The sequence below is a fragment of the Streptomyces sp. NPDC046805 genome (genome assembly GCF_040645355.1).
Lineage (GTDB): Bacteria > Actinomycetota > Actinomycetes > Streptomycetales > Streptomycetaceae > Streptomyces.
Genome location: NZ_JBEYYC010000003.1, coordinates 138526 through 156354 on the forward strand (window position 1 = coordinate 138526; position 17829 = coordinate 156354).

Here is a 17829-nt window from a genome sequence, read left to right on the forward strand (position 1 = left end):
GCCCGGTGGCGGGGCCGCCGCAAGACGAGGCGGGGTCGAGACCGGGAACGGAAACGGGGCGGAATGGACGCGTACGACAAAGACTCGAACGCACCACATGTCCCACAGGCCGCACCCACATCGCATGTTTCGCAGGCCACCCACGCACCTCACGTCCCGCCGGGTCCGGACGAGCCGGAGGGGGCCCGTCCTCCGGAAGCGACCGCCGCCCGTTCGGGCATCGCCGCGCTGTCCTTCCGGTATCAGGCCGGGGCGGCCCTGGCGCTCGCGGGCGTCGCGGTCGCCGTCTGTGTGCACCTGGGGATGGTGTTCCTGAGCGTGGCGCCGCCGAACACGGTGACCAAGCAGCACGGCAAGGCGATCGAGGACTGGGTCTACCCGGAGTTCGAGCAGAACTGGCGGCTGTTCGCGCCCAATCCGCTGCAGCAGAACATCTCGGTGCAGGTCCGCGCGCAGCTCCGGACCACCGGCGGCGGCGCCGAGACCACCGGCTGGACCGACCTGTCCGCCCTGGACGGCGAGGCCGTCGACGGCAGCCTGCTGCCCAGCCACACCCGGCAGAACGAGCTGCGCCGGGCCTGGGAGTTCCTCGTCGCCACGCACGGCGGTGACAACCGGCCCGTGGGGCTGCGCGGCGCGCTCTCGGAGCAGTACATGCGGCGGATCGTGGTGATGCGCCTGCGAGAGGACGGAATGAGCCGGGACGGCGTCATGCAGAGGGTCCAGGTCCGCTCGCAGACCACCAACGTGCCGCCCCCCGAGTGGAGCCACGAGCGGGTCTCCGGCAAGCCGACCTACCGCATGCTGCCCTGGTGGACGGTCACGCCGGACGAGGCGTCGGGGGGCGTACGGTGAACCGCCTCGCCCTGACCCTCTCCCGCGGCATCGCCCGCGTCACCGAATCGGCGCTCGCCCCGTACCAGACCGCCGTGGTCCGCATCGGCTTCGCCGGGACGTGGCTGCTCTTCCTGCTGCGCGAGTTCCCCCACCGCCAGGAGCTCTACGGCCCTGACGGCCCCTGGAGCCGCGAGCTTGCAGGGCAGCTGACCGCGGACAACGGCGCGTTCACGGCCCTGCTGTGGTTCGACGGACAGGTCTGGTTCGAGACGCTCTACGCGCTGGCTCTCGTCTCGAGCGTCCTGCTGCTGCTGGGCTGGCGTACCCGCACGTCGTCCGTGCTGTTCATGATCGGCGTGCTGTCCCTGCAGAACCGCAGTGTCTTCATGGGCGACGGCGGCGACAACGTCCTGCACCTGATGTGCATCTACCTGGTGTTCACGCGCTGCGGCCAGGTGTGGTCCCTGGACGCGCGGCGGGCGGCGCTCGCCGAGGCGGCACGCGCGCGTGGAGTGCGGGTCGCCGACCGCGTCGGACCGGTGCTGTGGGCGGTGTTCGGGGCGGCGCTGGGTGCCGTGACCCTGATGGGCCGGCTCGGCGACGGGCGGCTGGTGCCCGTGCTCCTGTGGACGGTGTGGGCAGCGCTGGGACTGTGGTGGGTGGTCGGACACCGGGCGCGCTCCGGCGAGCCACGGATCCTGCTGGACGTCGTCGCCAACGTCGTCCACAACGGCGCCCTGCTCGTGATCACGGCCGAGGCGTGCCTGATCTACGCGACGGCCGGCTGGTACAAGATCCAGGGCTCGCGCTGGCAGGACGGCACCGCGGTCTACTACCCGCTCCACCTCGACTCCTTCTCGCCCTGGCCCGCGCTCGCCGACCTGCTGTCCTCCAGCGGCACCCTGGTCATGCTGATGACGTACGGGACGGTCATGGTCCAGGTCGCCTTCCCGTTCACGCTGTTCAACCGGCGGGTCAAGAACGTCCTGCTGGCCGCGATGATGACCGAGCACGCCGTGATCGCGGTCGTGCTGGGGCTGCCGTTCTTCTCGCTGGCGATGATCGCGGCGGACGCGGTGTTCCTGCCGACGTCGTTCCTGCGCCGGCTCGGCCTCTGGGTGGCACGCGTGCGTGAGCGGCTGCCGGTGCCCGGTCGCCGTACACTGCCGCAGCCCCGCTCCCCGGAGGACGGCGAGCGCGCCCGCGTAGGCTTCCCGGCATGACCGACCCCGTGCCCCTCTGGCGACAGCGCGCCGGCTCCGCCGTGCTGCTCGACGGCTTCCACGCGCTCAAGCACGCGCTGCGCTTCGGGGCCGAGGTGCCGGTGGCGGTCACCACGGACCGCCGGGCGGCGCTCGCCCTCGCCGAGGAGCTGGCCCCGGACGTGCGCGACGCGCTGGACGCGCTCCTGGCCGAGGTGCCGGAGCCGGTGTACGCCTCCCTCGTGCCGCGCCCCCATCCCACCGCCGTGGCCGCCCTGGCGGTACGTCCCCTGCGCGAGGCCAACCTGGAGAGGCTGGGCCACACGCCGCGCACCGCGCCGGTCGTGGTCCTGGACCATCCGCGCAACCTCGGCAACGCGGGAGCCGTGATCCGGCTGGCCGCCGGCTTCGGGGCGACCGGGGTCGTCACCACCGGCACGCTCGACCCCTGGCATCCCACCGTCGTGCGCGGCGGGGCGGGCCTGCACTTCGCGACCGCCGTGGAGCGGCTGTCCGTCGACGAGCTGCCGTCCGGCCCGCTGTTCGCCCTGGACCCGGAGGGCGAGGACATCCGCGGCATGAAGCTGCCGGACGACGCCGTGCTGGCCTTCGGCTCGGAGCGCAGCGGGCTGTCCGCCGAACTGCGCGCGCGTGCCGATCACTTGGTGGCGCTGCCGATGCGCCCCCAGGTCTCCAGCTACAACCTCGCCACCAGTGTGGCCATGACGCTGTACCACTGGAGCGCCACCGGGGGCGCACCCGCTGCTTCCTAGGCCTCTTGGTTCACGCCTCCCGGCGCACCTCGACCACGCGGAAGCGGTTCGCCACGAACGCGCCGTCGCAGAGCGCCGCGTTGGCCGCCGGGTTGCCGCCCGAGCCGTGGAAGTCGGAGAAGGCGGCGGTCTGGTTGACGTACACCCCGCCGGTGAGGTTGAGCGACAGCTGGGCGGCCTCCTCCAGGCACGCCTCCTGGATCGCCTGCTCGACCTCGTCGTCGGTCGTGTACGCGCCGACGGTCATCGCACCCTTGTCGCGGACCGTGCGACGCAGCAGCTCCACCGCGTCGGCCGCCGAGTCGACCGCGACGGCGAAGGAGACCGGCCCGAAGCACTCGCTCATGTAGGCGGCCTCGTCGTCCGGCTTGGCGCCGTCCAGCTTCACGATGACCGGGGTGCGGACGATCGCCCGGGGGAAGTCCGGGTTGGTGATCTCGCGGGAGGCGAGCGCGACTTCGCCCAGTCCGGCGGCGGCCTGCAGGCGGGCCTTGACGTCCGGGTTGACGATCGCGCCGAGCAGGGCGTTCGCGCGCGCGTCGTCGCCGAGGAGACCGTCGACCGCGCGGGCGAGGTCGGTGATCACCTCGTCGAAGGTCTTGGGGCCCTCGTCGGTGCGGATGCCGTCGCGGGGGATCAGCAGGTTCTGCGGGGTGGTGCACATCTGGCCGCTGTACAGGGACAGCGAGAACGCCAGGTTGGAGAGCATCCCCTTGTAGTCGTCGGTGGACTCCACCAGCACCGTGTTGACGCCGGCCTTCTCCGTGTAGACCTGCGCCTGGCGGGCGTGTGCCTCCAGCCAGTCGCCGAACGCGGTCGAGCCCGTGTAGTCGATGATCCTGATCTCCGGGCGGGTCGCGAGCGTCTTGGCGATGCCCTCGCCGTCCCGCTCGGCGGCCAGGGCCACCAGGTTCGGGTCGAAGCCCACCTCCGCCAGCACCTCGCGCGCGACCTGCACGGTGAGCGCGAGCGGCAGCACCGCGCGCGGGTGGGGCTTCACCAGGACCGCGTTGCCGGTGGCGAGGGAGGCGAACAGGCCCGGGTAGCCGTTCCAGGTCGGGAAGGTGTTGCAGCCGATGACCAGCGCGATGCCGCGGGGAACCGGCGTGAACTGCTTGGTCAGCGCCAGCGGCTCGCGCTTGCCCTGGGGCTTGGTCCACTCCGCGGTGTCGGGGGTGCGGACCTGCTCCACGTACGCGTACGCCACCGCCTCCAGGCCCCGGTCCTGCGCGTGCGGGCCGCCGGCCTGGAACGCCATCATGAACGCCTGGCCGCTGGTGTGCATGACGGCGTGCGCGAACTCGTGCGTCCGGTCGCTGATGCGCTTGAGGATCTCCAGGCAGACCACGGCCCGCGTCTCCGCGCCCGCGTCCCGCCACGCGCGCTGTCCGGCCTTCATGGCGGGCAGCAGCGTGTCGATGTCCGCGTGCGGGTAGGTGACGCCCAACTCCAGCCCGTACGGCGACACTTCGTCGCCCACCCAGTCGTCCGTGCCGGGCTGGCCGAGGTCGAGGCGGGTGCCCAGGAGGGCGTCGAAGGCGGCCTTGCCCGCGGCCGCGTCCAGGCTGCCGTGCTCGCCGTACGCCTTCGGGTGCTCGGGGTGCGGGGACCAGTACGCGCGCGTGCGGATCGCCTCCAGCGCCTGGTCGAGAGTGGGCCGGTGCTTGGCGATCAGCTCGTGGGTGGTCAGTTCGGCGGCCATGGCGGACCAACTCCTCATCTCATGCGCTCTTCGTCGAGCTCATGACCTGGGCAGAAACATGGGCAGGAACAGCCAGTCAGAGTTAGAGTAACCGAACGATCGGTCGGGACAAGGGGGTCCGCCGCATCTGTGGAAAACCCCGTGCGGGAGGATCGCGCCCATGACAGCACTCGCCCTCAGCAGCCCCGTGGCCGTCGTCGGCACCGGCACCATGGGCCAGGGCATCGCCCAGGTCGCCCTGGTCGCGGGCCATCCCGTCCGGCTGTGCGACGCCGTACCCGGGCGCGCCTCGGAAGCGGCTGCGGCGATCGGTGCCCGCCTCGACCGGCTCGTCGAGAAGGACCGGCTCACCGGCGTGGAACGGGACGCGGCCCGGGCGCGCCTCACGCCCGTCGAGAGCCTCGCCGAGCTCGCCGACTGCGCGCTGGTCGTCGAGGCCGTCCTGGAGCGGCTGGACGTCAAACAGGAGCTCTTCCGCGCGCTGGAGGAGGTCGTCGGCGACGACTGCCTGCTCGCCACCAACACCTCGTCCCTGTCGGTGACGGCCATCGGGGGCGCCCTGCGCAACGCCTCCCGCTTCGTGGGCCTGCACTTCTTCAACCCGGCCCCGCTGCTGCCGCTGGTCGAGGTCGTCTCCGGGTTCGCCACCGACGTCGCCTCGGCCACGCGCGTGTACGAGACCGCCCGCGCCTGGGGGAAGACGCCCGTCGCCTGCGCGGACACCCCCGGCTTCATCGTCAACCGCATGGCCCGGCCGTTCTACGCCGAGGCCTTCGCCGTCCACGAGGCCCAGGCCGCCGAGCCGGTCACCATCGACGCGGTGCTGCGCGAGTGCGGCGGCTTCCGGATGGGCGCCTTCGAGCTGACCGACCTCATCGGGCAGGACGTCAACGAGTCCGTGACGCACTCGGTGTGGCAGTCCTTCTTCCAGGACGTCCGCTTCACGCCCTCCCTCGCCCAGCGCCGGCTCGTCGAGTCCGGCCGGCTGGGCCGCAAGTCCGGGCACGGCTGGTACGACTACGCCGACGGGGCCGAGCGCCCCGAGCCGCACACCGCCGAACAGGCGCCCGCGCCCGCGTACGTCGTCGTCGAGGGCGACCTCGGCCCGGCGGCCGAACTGGTCGGGCTGATCCGCGAGGCGGGCATCGAGGTCCGCCGGGAGGATGAGGACCACGGCACCCGCCTGGTGCTGCCCGGCGGCGGCCAGCTGGCGCTCGCCGACGGCCAGACGTCGGTCGAGTTCCGCGACGTCGTCTACTTCGACCTCGCGCTCGACTACCGCAGGGCCACCCGCATCGCCCTGTCCGCCTCCCAGGACACCGCGTCGCAGACCCTCAGGGAGGCCATCGGCCTCTTCCAGGCGCTCGGCAAGGACGTCAGCGTCATCGGCGACGTGCCCGGCATGATCGTCGCGCGGACGGTCGCCCGGATCGTCGACCTGGCGCACGACGCCGTCGCCAAGGGCGTCGCCACCGAGGAGGACATCGACACCGCGATGCGCCTGGGCGTCAACTACCCGCTCGGGCCCTTCGAATGGAGCCGCAAGCTCGGCCGCAGCTGGGCCTACGACCTCCTGGACGACCTGCACCTGCGCGATCCCTCGGGCCGCTACGCGCCGTCCCTCGCGCTGTACCGCCACGCGTACGCCACCGAAAAGCGGGAGGGCACCTCATGACCACCGCCAAGCGCGACACGTACACCCCCGAGACGCTGCTCTCCGTAGCCGTCCAGGTCTTCAACGAGCGGGGCTACGACGGCACGTCCATGGAGCACCTCTCCAAGGCGGCCGGCATCTCCAAGTCGTCGATCTACCATCACGTCGCCGGCAAGGAGGAGTTGCTGCGCCGTGCCGTCAGCCGGGCGCTGGACGGGCTCTTCGGCATCCTCGACGAGGAGCACGCGCGCGTGGGGCGGGCCGTGGACCGCCTGGAGTACGTCGTGCGGCGCATGGTCGAGGTGCTCATATCCGAACTGCCGTATGTGACCCTGTTGTTGCGGGTCCGCGGCAACACGGGCACCGAGCGCTGGGCCTTGGAGCGGCGCCGCGACTTCGACCACCGGGTGGCCGAGCTGCTGAAGGCGGCGGCCGCCGAGGGGGACGTACGCGGCGACGTGGAGGTGCGGCTGGTGACCCGGCTCGTCTTCGGGATGATCAACTCGATCGTGGAGTGGTACCGGCCCGACGGACGCGGCGCGAGCGAGGGTGAGGTGGCGGACGCGGTGGTGCGGCTGGCGTTCTCGGGGCTGCGCCGCGACTGACCGGAAACGACCGGGACCGGCCTCAGCTGTCCGGGTCCAGGTCCTCCTCCTCGAACACCAGCAGTGTGCGGGTGCTGAGCACCTCAGGGATCGCCTGGAGCCGGGTCAGCACCAGCTCGCGCAGCGCCCTGTTGTCCGGCGTGTGCACCAGGAGCAGCACATCGAAGTCGCCGCCCACCAGGGCGATGTGGGAGGCGCCGGGCAGCTGCCGCAGCTGCTCGCGCACCGTGCGCCAGGTGTTCTGCACGATCTTCAGGGTGATGTACGCCGAGGTGCCCTGGCCCGCGCGCTCGTGGTCGACGCGGGCCCCGAAGCCGCGGATGACGCCGTCCTCGATGAGGCGGTTGATACGCGCGTACGCGTTGGCGCGGGAGACGTGGACACGCTCGGCGACCGACCGTATCGAGGAGCGGCCGTCCGCCTGGAGTATCTGCAGGATGTCCTGATCGATGGCGTCCAGCGGGCGCGGGGGCGGCAGCACGATGCCGTCCCCGGGGCCCTCGGCCATTTGTTCAGGTGCCATGTCCCCCCGCCTTCCTACCATGGACGTACTGCGTTCATTTCAGGTTGTGGAGAACCGATTGTCCACAGCCTGACGGGGCCTGTAGCCAAAATGTGCCGGCGACCGAACAATCGGTAGGTGAGGCGGGTCACAGGCGACGCGCCTCCCGTAGCCACTCCCACGAGGAGGTGCCGTCATGACGGTCCTGGAGCAGCGGGACGGGTACCGGCCATCGCCGCCGCCCGCCTGGCAGCCCCGCACCGACCCCACGCCGCTGCTGCCCGACCCGGAGCCGTATCGCGTCCTCGGCACGGAGGCGGCCGCGAAGGCCGATCCGGAGCTGCTGCGTCTGCTGTACGCCCAGCTGGTGCGCGGCCGTCGGTACAACGCTCAGGCCACCGCCCTCACCAAGCAGGGCCGTCTCGCCGTCTATCCCTCCAGCACCGGCCAGGAGGCCTGCGAGGTCGCGGCCGCGCTGGCTCTGGAGGAGCGCGACTGGCTCTTCCCCAGCTACCGCGACACCCTCGCCGTCGTCGCCCGCGGAGTGGACCCCGTGGAGGCCCTGACCCTCCTGCGCGGCGACTGGCACACCGGCTACGACCCGTACGCACACCGCGTGGCGCCCCTGAGCACCCCGCTCGCCACCCAGCTCCCGCACGCCGTCGGCCTCGCGCACGCCGCCCGCCTCAAGGGCGACGACGTGGTCGCGCTCGCCCTGGTCGGCGACGGCGGCACCAGTGAGGGCGACTTCCACGAGGCGCTGAACTTCGCCGCCGTCTGGCAGGCCCCGGTCGTCTTCCTGGTCCAGAACAACGGCTACGCGATCTCCGTGCCGCTCGCCAAGCAGACCGCGGCGCCCTCCCTGGCCCACAAGGCCGTCGGGTACGGCATGCCGGGCCGGCTCGTCGACGGCAACGACGCGGCCGCCGTGCACGAGGTCCTCAGCGACGCCGTGCGCCGTGCGCGCGAAGGCGGCGGTCCCACGCTCGTCGAGGCGGTGACCTACCGCGTCGACGCCCACACCAACGCCGACGACGCCACCCGCTACCGCGGCGACGCCGAGGTCGAGGCCTGGCGCGAGCACGACCCGATCCGGCTCCTGGAGCGGGAGCTGACCGGCCGCGGCCTCATCGACGAGGACGGCATCCGGGCCGCGCGCGACGACGCCGAGACGATGGCCGCGGACCTGCGCGAGCGCATGAACCAGGACCCGGAACTCGACCCCATGGACCTGTTCTCCCACGTGTACGCCGAGCCCACCCCGCAACTGCGGGAGCAGCGCGCCCTGTTGCGGGCCGAGCTGGAGGCCGAGCAGGAAGGCGGCCACCGATGACCACCGTGGCCGTCAAGCCCGCCACCATGGCGCAGGCCCTCACGCGTGCGCTGCGCGACGCGATGGCCGACGACCCCGCCGTGCACGTCATGGGCGAGGACGTCGGCACCCTCGGTGGCGTCTTCCGGGTCACCGACGGCCTCGCCGAGGAGTTCGGCGAGGACCGCTGCACGGACACCCCGCTGGCCGAGGCCGGCATCCTCGGCGCGGCCGTGGGCATGGCGATGTACGGGCTGCGCCCCGTCGTGGAGATGCAGTTCGACGCCTTCGCGTACCCCGCGTTCGAGCAGTTGATCAGCCATGTCTCCCGCATGCGCAACCGCACGCGCGGCGCGGTGTCCCTGCCGATCACCATCCGCGTGCCCTACGGCGGCGGCATCGGCGGCGTCGAGCACCACAGCGACTCGTCCGAGGCGTACTACATGGCGACTCCGGGGCTCCATGTCGTCACGCCCGCGACGATCGCCGACGCCTACGGGCTGCTGCGCGCGTCCATCGCCTCCGACGACCCGGTCGTCTTCCTCGAACCCAAGCGGCTGTACTGGTCGAAGGACTCCTGGAACCCCGAGCACCCGACCACCGTCGAGCCGATAGGCCGCGCGGTGGTGCGGCGCACGGGCCGCAGCGCCACGCTCATCACGTACGGGCCGTCCGTGCCGGTCTGCCTCGAAGCCGCCGAGGCGGCCCAGGCGGAGGGCTGGGACCTCGAAGTCGTCGACCTGCGCTCGCTGGTGCCGTTCGACGACGAGACGGTCTGCGCCTCGGTGCGGCGGACCGGACGCGCGGTCGTCGTGCACGAGTCGGGCGGCTTCGGCGGCCCGGGCGGGGAGATCGCCGCCCGCGTCACGGAGCGCTGCTTCCATCACCTGGAGGCGCCGGTGCTGCGCGTGGCCGCGTTCGACATCCCCTATCCGCCGCCGATGCTGGAGCGCCACCATCTGCCCGGCGTCGACCGGATCCTGGACGCCGTCGCGCGTCTGCAGTGGGAGGCCGAGAGCTGATGGCACAGGTGCTGGAGTTCAGGCTTCCCGACCTCGGCGAGGGGCTCACGGAGGCGGAGATCGTCCGCTGGCTGGTGCGGGTCGGTGACGTGGTCGCCGTCGACCAGCCTGTCGTCGAGGTCGAGACGGCCAAGGCGATGGTCGAGGTCCCCTGCCCGTACGGCGGCGTGGTCACCGCCCGCTTCGGCGAGGAGGGCACGGAACTGCCCGTCGGCGCGCCCCTGCTGACCGTGGCGGTGGGCCCGGCGGCCACCGACGGCGAGGCCGGGGGCTCGGGGAACGTACTGGTCGGATACGGCACATCGGAAGCACCGGCGCGCAGGCGCCGCGTACGCCCGACGCCGCTCGCGCCGCCGACGGCGAACGGGACGACGGGCGCGGACACGGCGCCCGCGCGGAACAACGAGTCCTGGGCGGCCGTGGCCACCGGACCGGGTGGCGCGGCGACGGCGGTCGGCAACGCCCCCGCGCGCGCGGAGGCGGCCCACGACGGCCCTGTTCCCGTGATCTCCCCCCTCGTCCGCCGTCTCGCCCGCGAGAACGGCGTGGACCTGCGCCGCCTCACCGGCTCGGGCCCCGACGGGCTGATCCTGCGGGCGGACGTCGAGGGTGCGATGCGGGTGGAGACGGCCGGTTCCGGCCGAACGACGGCCGTGAGCATGACGGCGGCCGCGCCCGCCGGCGTCCGCACCCCGCTCAAGGGCATCCGCGGTGCCGTCGCCGACAAGCTCTCCCGCAGCCGCCGGGAGATCCCGGACGCGACCTGCTGGGTGGACGCCGACGCGACCGAGCTCATGCGCGCGCGGGCGGCGATGAACGCGGCGGGCGGCCCCAAGGTGTCCCTCCTCGCGCTGCTCGCCCGGATCTGCACGGCCGCCCTCGCCCGCTTCCCCGAGCTCAACTCCACCGTCGACATGGAGGCCCGTGAGGTCGTCCAGCTCGACCACGTCCACCTCGGGTTCGCCGCCCAGACCGAGCGCGGCCTGGTCGTACCGGTCGTCCGCGACGCGCACGCGCAGGGCGCCGAGGGGCTGACGGCGGAGTTCGCGCGGCTGACCGAGGCCGCGCGGGCCGGAACGCTCACGCCGGGCGAACTCACCGGCGGCACCTTCACGTTGAACAACTACGGCGTGTTCGGTGTCGACGGCTCCACGCCGATCATCAACCACCCCGAGGCGGCCATGCTCGGCGTCGGCCGCATCGTCCCCAAGCCCTGGGTGCACGAGGGCGAGCTGGCCGTGCGGCAGGTCGTCCAGCTGTCGCTCACCTTCGACCACCGGGTGTGCGACGGCGGCACGGCAGGGGGCTTCCTGCGGTATGTGGCGGACTGCGTGGAACAGCCGGCGGTGCTGCTGCGGACGCTGTGACGTACGGCACTGATCCCTCCGGGGCGATACTCGGAGGGTGACTGCCTACGACTCCGCCACCTCGCAAGAACCTGTGCCGTACGACGCCATCGTCCTGGCCGGCGGTGCGGCCCGCCGGCTCGGCGGGGTCGACAAACCGGGTGTGCGGGTCGGCGGGCGGCCGCTGCTCGACCGGGTGCTGGCGGCCTGTTCCGATGCCCGCACCACGGTGGTCGTGGCCGCCCCCCGGCCCACCGCCCGGCCGGTGCTGTGGGCGCGTGAGGACCCGCCCGGCGCCGGACCGGTCGCGGCGCTCGACGCCGGGCTGCGGCACACCACGGCGGAGTACGCCGTCGTACTCTCCGCCGACCTGCCGTTCCTCGACCGGACCACGGTGGAGCGGCTGTTGACCGCCCTCGACACGACCGGCGCCGAGGGCGTGCTGCTCTCCGACCCGGACGGCCGCGACCAGCCGCTGGTGGCCGCGTACCGCACGACCGCGCTGCGCCGCGAGCTGGCGGCGCTCGCCCAGGAGCACGGGGGGCTCACCGGACTGCCCCTGCGCCGGCTGACCGGCGCGCTCGGCCTCACCCGCCTCCCGGACGCACTCGCGTCCTTCGACTGCGACACCTGGGACGACATCGCGGCCGCAAGGGCACGCATCAGGGAGCATGGGCATGTGTTGGATGAATGGATCTCCGCAGTCAAGAACGAGCTCGGCATCGACCTGGACGTCGACACGGGCGTCCTGCTCGACGTCGCGCGCGATGTCGCCCACAACGTCGCCCGGCCCGCCGCCCCGCTGACCACCTTCCTGGTCGGCTACGCGGCCGCGCAGGGCAAGGGAGGCCCCGAGGCCGTCACCGAGGCCTCCGGCAAGACCGCCGCGCTGGCGCTGCGCTGGGAGGAAGAGGACAGCTCCCCCCGGACCGCCGACCAGCCCGCCCCGGGCCCGGACGCCGGATGACCCCCCGCGGCATCCGGACCGACGCGCCCGCCGAGGACACCGAGGACCTCGATGTCGAGGAGGCACTCGCCCTCGTGAGGGAACCGAAGAGTCACAGCGACTCCCGCGGCCACGCGCCCGCCCCCGCGGGCGGCCCCACGCCCGAGCGGCACCAGGCCACCCCCTGGCCGCGGGCCCGCGAGATCGCCGCGCGTGCCGCCCGCTCCGGTGCCCGGCGCGCCCCGGTCACCGTGCCCCTGGACGACGCCCTCGGCCTGGTCCTGGCCTCTCCCCTCGACGCCCTCACCGACCTGCCCTCCTTCGACACGTCCGCGATGGACGGCTGGGCGGTCGGCGGTCCCGCGCCCTGGGACGTACGCGACCAGGGAGCCCTGGCCGGGCACGCGCAGCCCGAGCCGCTGACCGACGGCGAGGCGGTGCGCATCGCGACCGGCGCCCGTATCCCGGGCGACACGACCGCCGTCCTGCGCAGCGAGCACGGGCACATCGACGACAAGGGGCGCCTGCACCCGACCAGCGAAGTGCGCCACGGTCAGGACATCCGCCCACGCGGCCAGGAGTGCCGTACCGGGGACCAACTGCTGCCCGTCGGCACCCTCGTCACCCCCGCGGTGCTGGGCCTCGCCGCGGCCGCCGGATACGACACCGTCACCGTCATCCCCCGGCCCCGCGTCGAAGTCCTCGTCCTCGGCGACGAGTTGCTCACCGAGGGGCTGCCGCGCGACGGGCTGATCCGCGATGCGCTCGGCCCGATGCTGCCGTCCTGGCTGCGCGCGCTCGGCGCCGAGGTCATCGCGGTGCGGCGGCTCGGAGACGACGCCAAGGCGCTGCACAAGGCCGTCACGTCGTCCGGCGCCGACCTCATCGTCACCACCGGAGGCACCGCGGCCGGACCGGTCGACCACGTCCACCCCACCCTGCAGCGCGTCGGCGCCGAACTCCTCGTCGACGGCGTCCAGGTGCGCCCGGGCCACCCCATGCTGCTGGCCCGCCTGAAGGAGAACCAGCACCTCGTCGGCCTGCCCGGTAACCCGCTCGCGGCCGTCTCCGGCCTGTTCACGCTCGCCGAGCCGCTGCTGCGCACCCTGGCGGCCCGGCCGGCCCCCGAGCCGTACACGCTGCCCCTGCGGGACGAGGTGCACGGGCATCCGCACGACACCCGGCTGGCCCCCGTCGTGCTGCGCGGCGACCATGCGGTCCCGCTGCACTACAACGGTCCGGCGATGCTGCGCGGCATTGCCGCTGCGGACGCGCTCGCCGTCGTACCGCCGGGCGGAACCCGGCAGGGTGCGGAGGCGGAGCTGATCGATCTTCCGTGGGCGGCTGCCGGAATTGGGGTGTGTTTCACGTGAAACGTCCGAGCCATGACTCATGGCCCGGAGTAGCGTCGCCGTCATGCATGCGATCACGATTTCCGAACCTGGTGGGCCCGAGGTACTGACGTGGGACGAGGTCCCCGATCCCGTGCCCGGCGAGGGGGAGGTGCTGGTCGACGTGGTGGCCAGCGCCGTCAACCGCGCCGACATCATGCAGCGTCAGGGCTTCTACGACCCACCGCCCGGCGCCTCTCCCTACCCCGGCCTGGAGTGCTCCGGCCGCATCGCCGCGATCGGTCCCGGGGTCTCGGGCTGGGCCGTGGGCGACGAGGTGTGCGCGCTGCTGGCGGGCGGCGGATACGGCGAGAAGGTCGTCGTTCCGGCGGGCCAACTGCTGCCCGTGCCCAAGGGCGTCAGCCTTGTGCAGGCCGCGGCGCTGCCCGAGGTGGTGTGCACGGTCTGGTCGAACGTCTTCATGATCGCCCACCTGCGTCCCGGCGAGACGCTGCTGGTGCACGGCGGCTCCAGCGGTATCGGCACCATGGCGATCCAGCTCGCCAAGGCGATCGGCGCGAAGGTCGCCGTCACGGCCGGCACCCAGGAGAAGCTCGACTACTGCGCCGAACTGGGCGCGGACATCCTGATCAACTACCGGGAGCAGGACTTCGTCACCGAGATCATGCGGGCCACGGACGGTGCGGGCGCCGACGTCATCCTCGACAACATGGGTGCCAAGTACCTGGACCGCAATGTGCAGGCCCTCGCCGTCAACGGGCGCCTCGCGATCATCGGCCTGCAGGGCGGGGCCAAGGGGGAGCTGAATCTCGGCATGCTCCTCGGTAAGCGCGGCGCCATCACCGCGACCTCGCTGCGTGCCCGTCCGCTCGCCGAGAAGGCGGCCATCGTCGCGGCCGTACGCGAGCATGTGTGGCCGCTGATCGACGCCGGTCACGTACACCCGGTCGTCGACCGCGAACTGCCGATGACGGAGGCGGCGGAGGCGCACCGGGTGCTGGAGGCGAGCGGCCACAAGGGCAAGGTGCTGCTGGTCGCGCCGTAGGAGGTCCTCACCCCGTTCCGCCGTAGGGAGGTCCTAACCCCTGCGCACCCGTAGCCCGATGAAGGCCAGCCCGAGGCCCAGGCCGACGAGGACCAGGCCGCTGCCCACCGGCAGGATGCGCAGGACCGGCTCGGCGGAGGTGTCGCCGTCCCGCGCGACATCCCGGCCCGCGGGGCCCATGGAGGGAAGCGGGGTCGCCTCCGGGGGCGGCAGGGAGGCGGCCGGGCTTCGGTCGCCCTCGCCGGTTCCGGCGCCGCTGTCCTCTTCGTCGCCGTGGTCGGTGCCTTCCTGAGACGTGTCGTCGTCCTCGCCCTCGACCACGGCCGCGGGGCCGTCCGGTCGGCCCGGTCGCTCCCGCCCCTCTCCCGCCCGGCTTCCGGCCCGGGAGGGGTCGGCGGCGGCCGAGGCGGCGGCGGAACCCGAGGGAGCCTCGGCGGGCGAGTCCGAGGCGGAGGGGGAGGTCGACGCGGCGGCCATGGAGCCCGGGGCGGCGGAGGAGCCAGAGCCAGAGGTGGCGGGCGAGTCCGAGGCCGAGGGGGAGGCAGGGGTGCCGGAGGGGGTTGCGGAACCGGGCGGTGTCGAAGGGGCGCCCGGCGCGGCGGCGGCGCCGGACGCCGGAAGGCCGGCCGTCAGGACGATCAGCAGTCCCGTCCCGCGGAGTGCGAAGCGTTGCCATGGAGTCGTGAAGCGCAGCCATGGAGTCACGTTGCCGACCCCTTCCCGGAGCCCACTTGCCAAGACCAATGCACACCAGGTTCACATTCGGCCACGGTTCCGGCATTCCGGATTCCCCCGACGGGTCGAACCTTGTCGTCATCGGTGGAACGGCCCCCGTCGGGGGCGCCCCGATGATGAGGTGGAGGTGTGCGAGAGAATGGCGGCATGGAGATGCCGAGGAACGAGAGGTCGCCCGAGAACCCCCAGGTTCTGGTCGTGGGCCAGGACGGCATGGCGCTCGGCGGCGGAGACGACGACTCCCGCGAGATCCCGGTGACGGAGCAGGTGGAGCAGCCCGCCAAGGTCATGCGGATCGGCAGCATGATCAAGCAACTGCTGGAGGAGGTGCGCGCCGCTCCCCTGGACGAGGCGAGCCGGGCCCGGCTCAAGGAGATCCATCGCAGCTCGGTGAAGGAGCTGGAGGACGGTCTTGCCCCGGAGCTCGTCGAGGAGCTGGAGCGGCTCTCCCTCCCCTTCACGGACGGGGCCACTCCGAGCGATGCCGAACTGAGGATCGCGCAGGCCCAGTTGGTGGGCTGGCTGGAGGGTCTCTTCCACGGGATCCAGACGACGCTGTTCGCCCAGCAGATGGCCGCCCGGGCCCAGCTGGAGCAGATGCGCCGCGCCCTCCCGCCGGGCGTGAGTCACGAGGACGCCGACGGTCACAAGGCGGGCCGCACGGGCGGGCCGTATCTGTAAGACCCCCGTACCCGGGGATGAATCCCGTCAGTATCCAGGGCTCGGCAGCAGCGGCTGCCGAGCCCTGGCCGTGTTCCGGGACGGGGTCGGCGCACAAGGGCGTCGAAGGTCGCGGCGAGGTCGGTGCGCGTGAGCTTCGCCACGACGCGCGGCACGCGATTTCCCGCGTTGTCCGCCTGGTCGTCGGGCATTCACCTTGATCGAATTCGCTGCCGCGGCCCAGTCTGCCCGAGGGCACGGACACGTCAAGCCCGGTGCCCGTTCCGTGACCGTACGCGAAAGAAGTAGCGCGGAAGCGTTACAGAGGGCGTACGCCTGCTCCACATAACTTGCACGACGGCATGCGCTCCGGGTTTTATGGCCGGTCCGTCCGAGGCCGGTTCCGATACGGATACCGGACCGGGGGCTTGCGCGGAGGCTGTAGCGTGGCCGACGGAGACCGTGACAACACCGCGCTCACCGCGGGCAGAAACGACGGCGAGGACCGATGGCACAGACGCAGCGCGCCCAGGGCCCGTCCGACCCCGAGGCGGCTGGCGGCGGTATGTCAGACACGCCGGAGATGTGGGGTAACGGAGGGCTCGTCGGCGACGGCCGGTACCGGTTGACCCGGAAGCTCGGCCGGGGTGGCATGGCCGAGGTGTTCGCGGCCGAGGACGTGCGGCTCGGCCGCACGGTGGCGGTCAAGCTGCTCCGCTCCGACCTGGCCGAGGACCCTGTCTCCAAGGCGCGCTTCACGCGTGAGGCCCAGTCGGTGGCCGGTCTGAACCACCATGCCATCGTCGCCGTGTACGACTCCGGCGAGGACCACATCAACGGCCAGTCGGTGCCGTACATCGTGATGGAGCTCGTCGAGGGCCGCACCATCCGTGATCTGCTGATCGACGCCGAGGCGCCCGGGCCCGAGCAGGCCCTGATCATCGTCTCCGGCGTGCTCGAGGCGCTCGCGTACTCGCACCAGCACGGCATCGTGCACCGCGACATCAAGCCGGCCAACGTCATCATCACCGACCACGGCGCCGTCAAGGTGATGGACTTCGGCATCGCCCGCGCCCTGCACGGCGTGCAGTCGACCATGACGCAGACCGGCATGGTCATGGGTACCCCGCAGTACCTGTCGCCCGAGCAGGCGCTCGGCAAGGCCGTCGACCACCGCTCCGACCTGTACGCGACCGGCTGCCTGCTCTACGAACTCCTCGCGTTGCGGCCCCCGTTCACCGGTGAGACCCCGCTGTCGGTGGTCTACCAGCACGTCCAGGACATGCCGGTGCCGCCGTCGCAGGTCGCGGACGCCGCGCCGCCGGAGCTCGACGGGCTTGTCATGCGCTCGCTGGCCAAGGAGCCGGACGACCGCTTCCAGACGGCCGAGGAGATGCGCGGCCTGATCCAGTACGGCCTGCAGATGCTGTACGACCAGGGTGGCCACACCGGCACCTGGAACACCGGCCCGGTCGACGCGCACGGCGGCCGGCACACCCCGGCGGCCGGTTTCGCGGGGACGACCGCCATGCAGCACCCCATGGGCGCCTCAGGCACCACGCAGATCCCGCAGCCGATCCTGCCCGACCGGTACGGCGACAACGGCGGCTTCGAGGGGCACGGCAACAGGGGCAGCGGTCGCGGCAAGCTGTGGATCCTCGCCGTCCTCGCGGTGGTCGCCGTCGTGGCGGGTGTGGCGCTGGCGCTGAACAACACCGGTGGCGGCAACCACCACAACGGTCCCAAGAAGCCGCCGGCCCACACGAAGCCCGCGAAGGACAAGACGGCCACCGAGAGCCCGACCGACGAGGCGACCGACGAGGCCACCGACACGGCCACGGAGGACACCTCGGGCACGGGCTCCGGCTCCGACTACACGCCGGATCCCACTCCGTCGTACACCCCCTCCGAGACGGCGCCCAGCCAGCCGACCGACCAGCCGACCGATCCGGCGACCACCCAGCAGCCGACCGATCCGGGGTCCTCGTCGCAGCCGCAGCCCTCGAACCCGGCGTCCCAGCCGCCGACCGGCACGAATGGGGGCACCTCGGGAGTTCCGGGCATCGGGTGACCCGCCCCGACCGAAACGCCCTTCCCGCGCGCGTGAGAGCACTGTGGTGCTCCACGCGCGCGTGG

The 17829-nt window shown here is 72.6% G+C and carries 16 protein-coding genes; 13 read left to right on the forward strand and 3 right to left on the reverse strand.

Annotated features, from left to right (window positions below; all coding sequences use genetic code 11):
- Positions 1-63: 63 nt before the first annotated feature.
- From ABZ910_RS05155 to ABZ910_RS05165, 3 genes are read left to right on the forward strand one after another with little or no spacing between them, the layout of a single operon-like run.
- The gene (locus ABZ910_RS05155; protein ID WP_361359446.1) at positions 64-855 is read left to right on the forward strand and encodes a DUF5819 family protein; all 792 of its coding nucleotides are present in this window, start codon (positions 64-66) and stop codon (positions 853-855) included.
- On the forward strand, positions 852-2060 hold the full coding sequence (locus ABZ910_RS05160) for an HTTM domain-containing protein (protein ID WP_361359449.1): 1209 nt from the start codon (positions 852-854) through the stop codon (positions 2058-2060). Before ABZ910_RS05155 ends, ABZ910_RS05160 begins: the two co-directional genes overlap by 4 nt.
- Positions 2057-2812 (forward strand): TrmH family RNA methyltransferase, encoded by a 756-nt coding sequence (locus tag ABZ910_RS05165; RefSeq protein ID WP_361359452.1) that lies wholly within the window; start codon positions 2057-2059, stop codon positions 2810-2812. The genes ABZ910_RS05160 and ABZ910_RS05165 overlap by 4 nt, the downstream gene beginning before the upstream one ends.
- Positions 2813-2822: 10 nt before the next feature.
- Here the strand turns inward: ABZ910_RS05165 and paaN are convergent, their stop codons facing one another.
- The gene (gene paaN, locus ABZ910_RS05170; protein ID WP_361359454.1) at positions 2823-4514 is read right to left on the reverse strand and encodes a phenylacetic acid degradation protein PaaN; all 1692 of its coding nucleotides are present in this window, start codon (positions 4512-4514) and stop codon (positions 2823-2825) included.
- A gap of 160 nt (positions 4515-4674) precedes the next feature.
- On the opposite strand from paaN, the gene ABZ910_RS05175 reads away from it, so the two are divergent.
- Both ABZ910_RS05175 and ABZ910_RS05180 read left to right on the forward strand, forming a co-directional pair.
- Positions 4675-6189, forward strand: coding sequence for a 3-hydroxyacyl-CoA dehydrogenase (locus ABZ910_RS05175; protein WP_361359457.1), 1515 nt, complete (start codon positions 4675-4677; stop codon positions 6187-6189).
- Entirely contained in the window at positions 6186-6773 is a 588-nt protein-coding gene (locus tag ABZ910_RS05180) for a TetR/AcrR family transcriptional regulator (protein WP_361359459.1), read from the forward strand. Before ABZ910_RS05175 ends, ABZ910_RS05180 begins: the two co-directional genes overlap by 4 nt.
- Before the next feature lie 22 nt (positions 6774-6795).
- On the opposite strand, the gene ABZ910_RS05185 is transcribed toward ABZ910_RS05180, so the two are convergent.
- The gene (locus ABZ910_RS05185) at positions 6796-7281 is read right to left on the reverse strand and encodes an Lrp/AsnC family transcriptional regulator (protein WP_361359954.1); all 486 of its coding nucleotides are present in this window, start codon (positions 7279-7281) and stop codon (positions 6796-6798) included.
- Positions 7282-7471: 190 nt separating this feature from the next.
- On the opposite strand from ABZ910_RS05185, the gene pdhA reads away from it, so the two are divergent.
- From pdhA to ABZ910_RS05215, 6 genes are read left to right on the forward strand one after another with little or no spacing between them, the layout of a single operon-like run.
- Complete coding sequence (gene pdhA, locus ABZ910_RS05190) at positions 7472-8608, forward strand: pyruvate dehydrogenase (acetyl-transferring) E1 component subunit alpha (RefSeq protein WP_361359462.1); 1137 nt, start codon at positions 7472-7474, stop codon at positions 8606-8608.
- On the forward strand, positions 8605-9609 hold the full coding sequence (locus tag ABZ910_RS05195; protein WP_361359464.1) for an alpha-ketoacid dehydrogenase subunit beta: 1005 nt from the start codon (positions 8605-8607) through the stop codon (positions 9607-9609). The genes pdhA and ABZ910_RS05195 overlap by 4 nt, the downstream gene beginning before the upstream one ends.
- Positions 9609-10976 (forward strand): dihydrolipoamide acetyltransferase family protein, encoded by a 1368-nt coding sequence (locus ABZ910_RS05200; protein ID WP_361359467.1) that lies wholly within the window; start codon positions 9609-9611, stop codon positions 10974-10976. Before ABZ910_RS05195 ends, ABZ910_RS05200 begins: the two co-directional genes overlap by 1 nt.
- A gap of 37 nt (positions 10977-11013) precedes the next feature.
- Positions 11014-11922, forward strand: a complete 909-nt coding sequence (locus ABZ910_RS05205) for an NTP transferase domain-containing protein (protein WP_361359470.1) — start codon at positions 11014-11016, stop codon at positions 11920-11922.
- Complete coding sequence (locus tag ABZ910_RS05210) at positions 11919-13274, forward strand: molybdopterin molybdotransferase MoeA (protein ID WP_361359473.1); 1356 nt, start codon at positions 11919-11921, stop codon at positions 13272-13274. The genes ABZ910_RS05205 and ABZ910_RS05210 overlap by 4 nt, the downstream gene beginning before the upstream one ends.
- A 43-nt stretch (positions 13275-13317) precedes the next feature.
- Positions 13318-14298, forward strand: a complete 981-nt coding sequence (locus tag ABZ910_RS05215; protein WP_361359475.1) for an NAD(P)H-quinone oxidoreductase — start codon at positions 13318-13320, stop codon at positions 14296-14298.
- A 33-nt stretch (positions 14299-14331) separates the two neighbouring features.
- Here the strand turns inward: ABZ910_RS05215 and ABZ910_RS05220 are convergent, their stop codons facing one another.
- On the reverse strand, positions 14332-15003 hold the full coding sequence (locus tag ABZ910_RS05220) for a hypothetical protein (protein WP_361359478.1): 672 nt from the start codon (positions 15001-15003) through the stop codon (positions 14332-14334).
- Between the two features lie 177 nt (positions 15004-15180).
- On the opposite strand from ABZ910_RS05220, the gene ABZ910_RS05225 reads away from it, so the two are divergent.
- Positions 15181-15714, forward strand: a complete 534-nt coding sequence (locus tag ABZ910_RS05225; RefSeq protein WP_361359481.1) for a bacterial proteasome activator family protein — start codon at positions 15181-15183, stop codon at positions 15712-15714.
- Between the two features lie 487 nt (positions 15715-16201).
- A complete protein-coding gene (locus ABZ910_RS05230; protein ID WP_361359484.1) occupies positions 16202-17764 on the forward strand; it encodes a protein kinase in 1563 nt (520 codons plus the stop codon).
- The last annotated feature ends 65 nt before the right edge of the window (positions 17765-17829 follow it).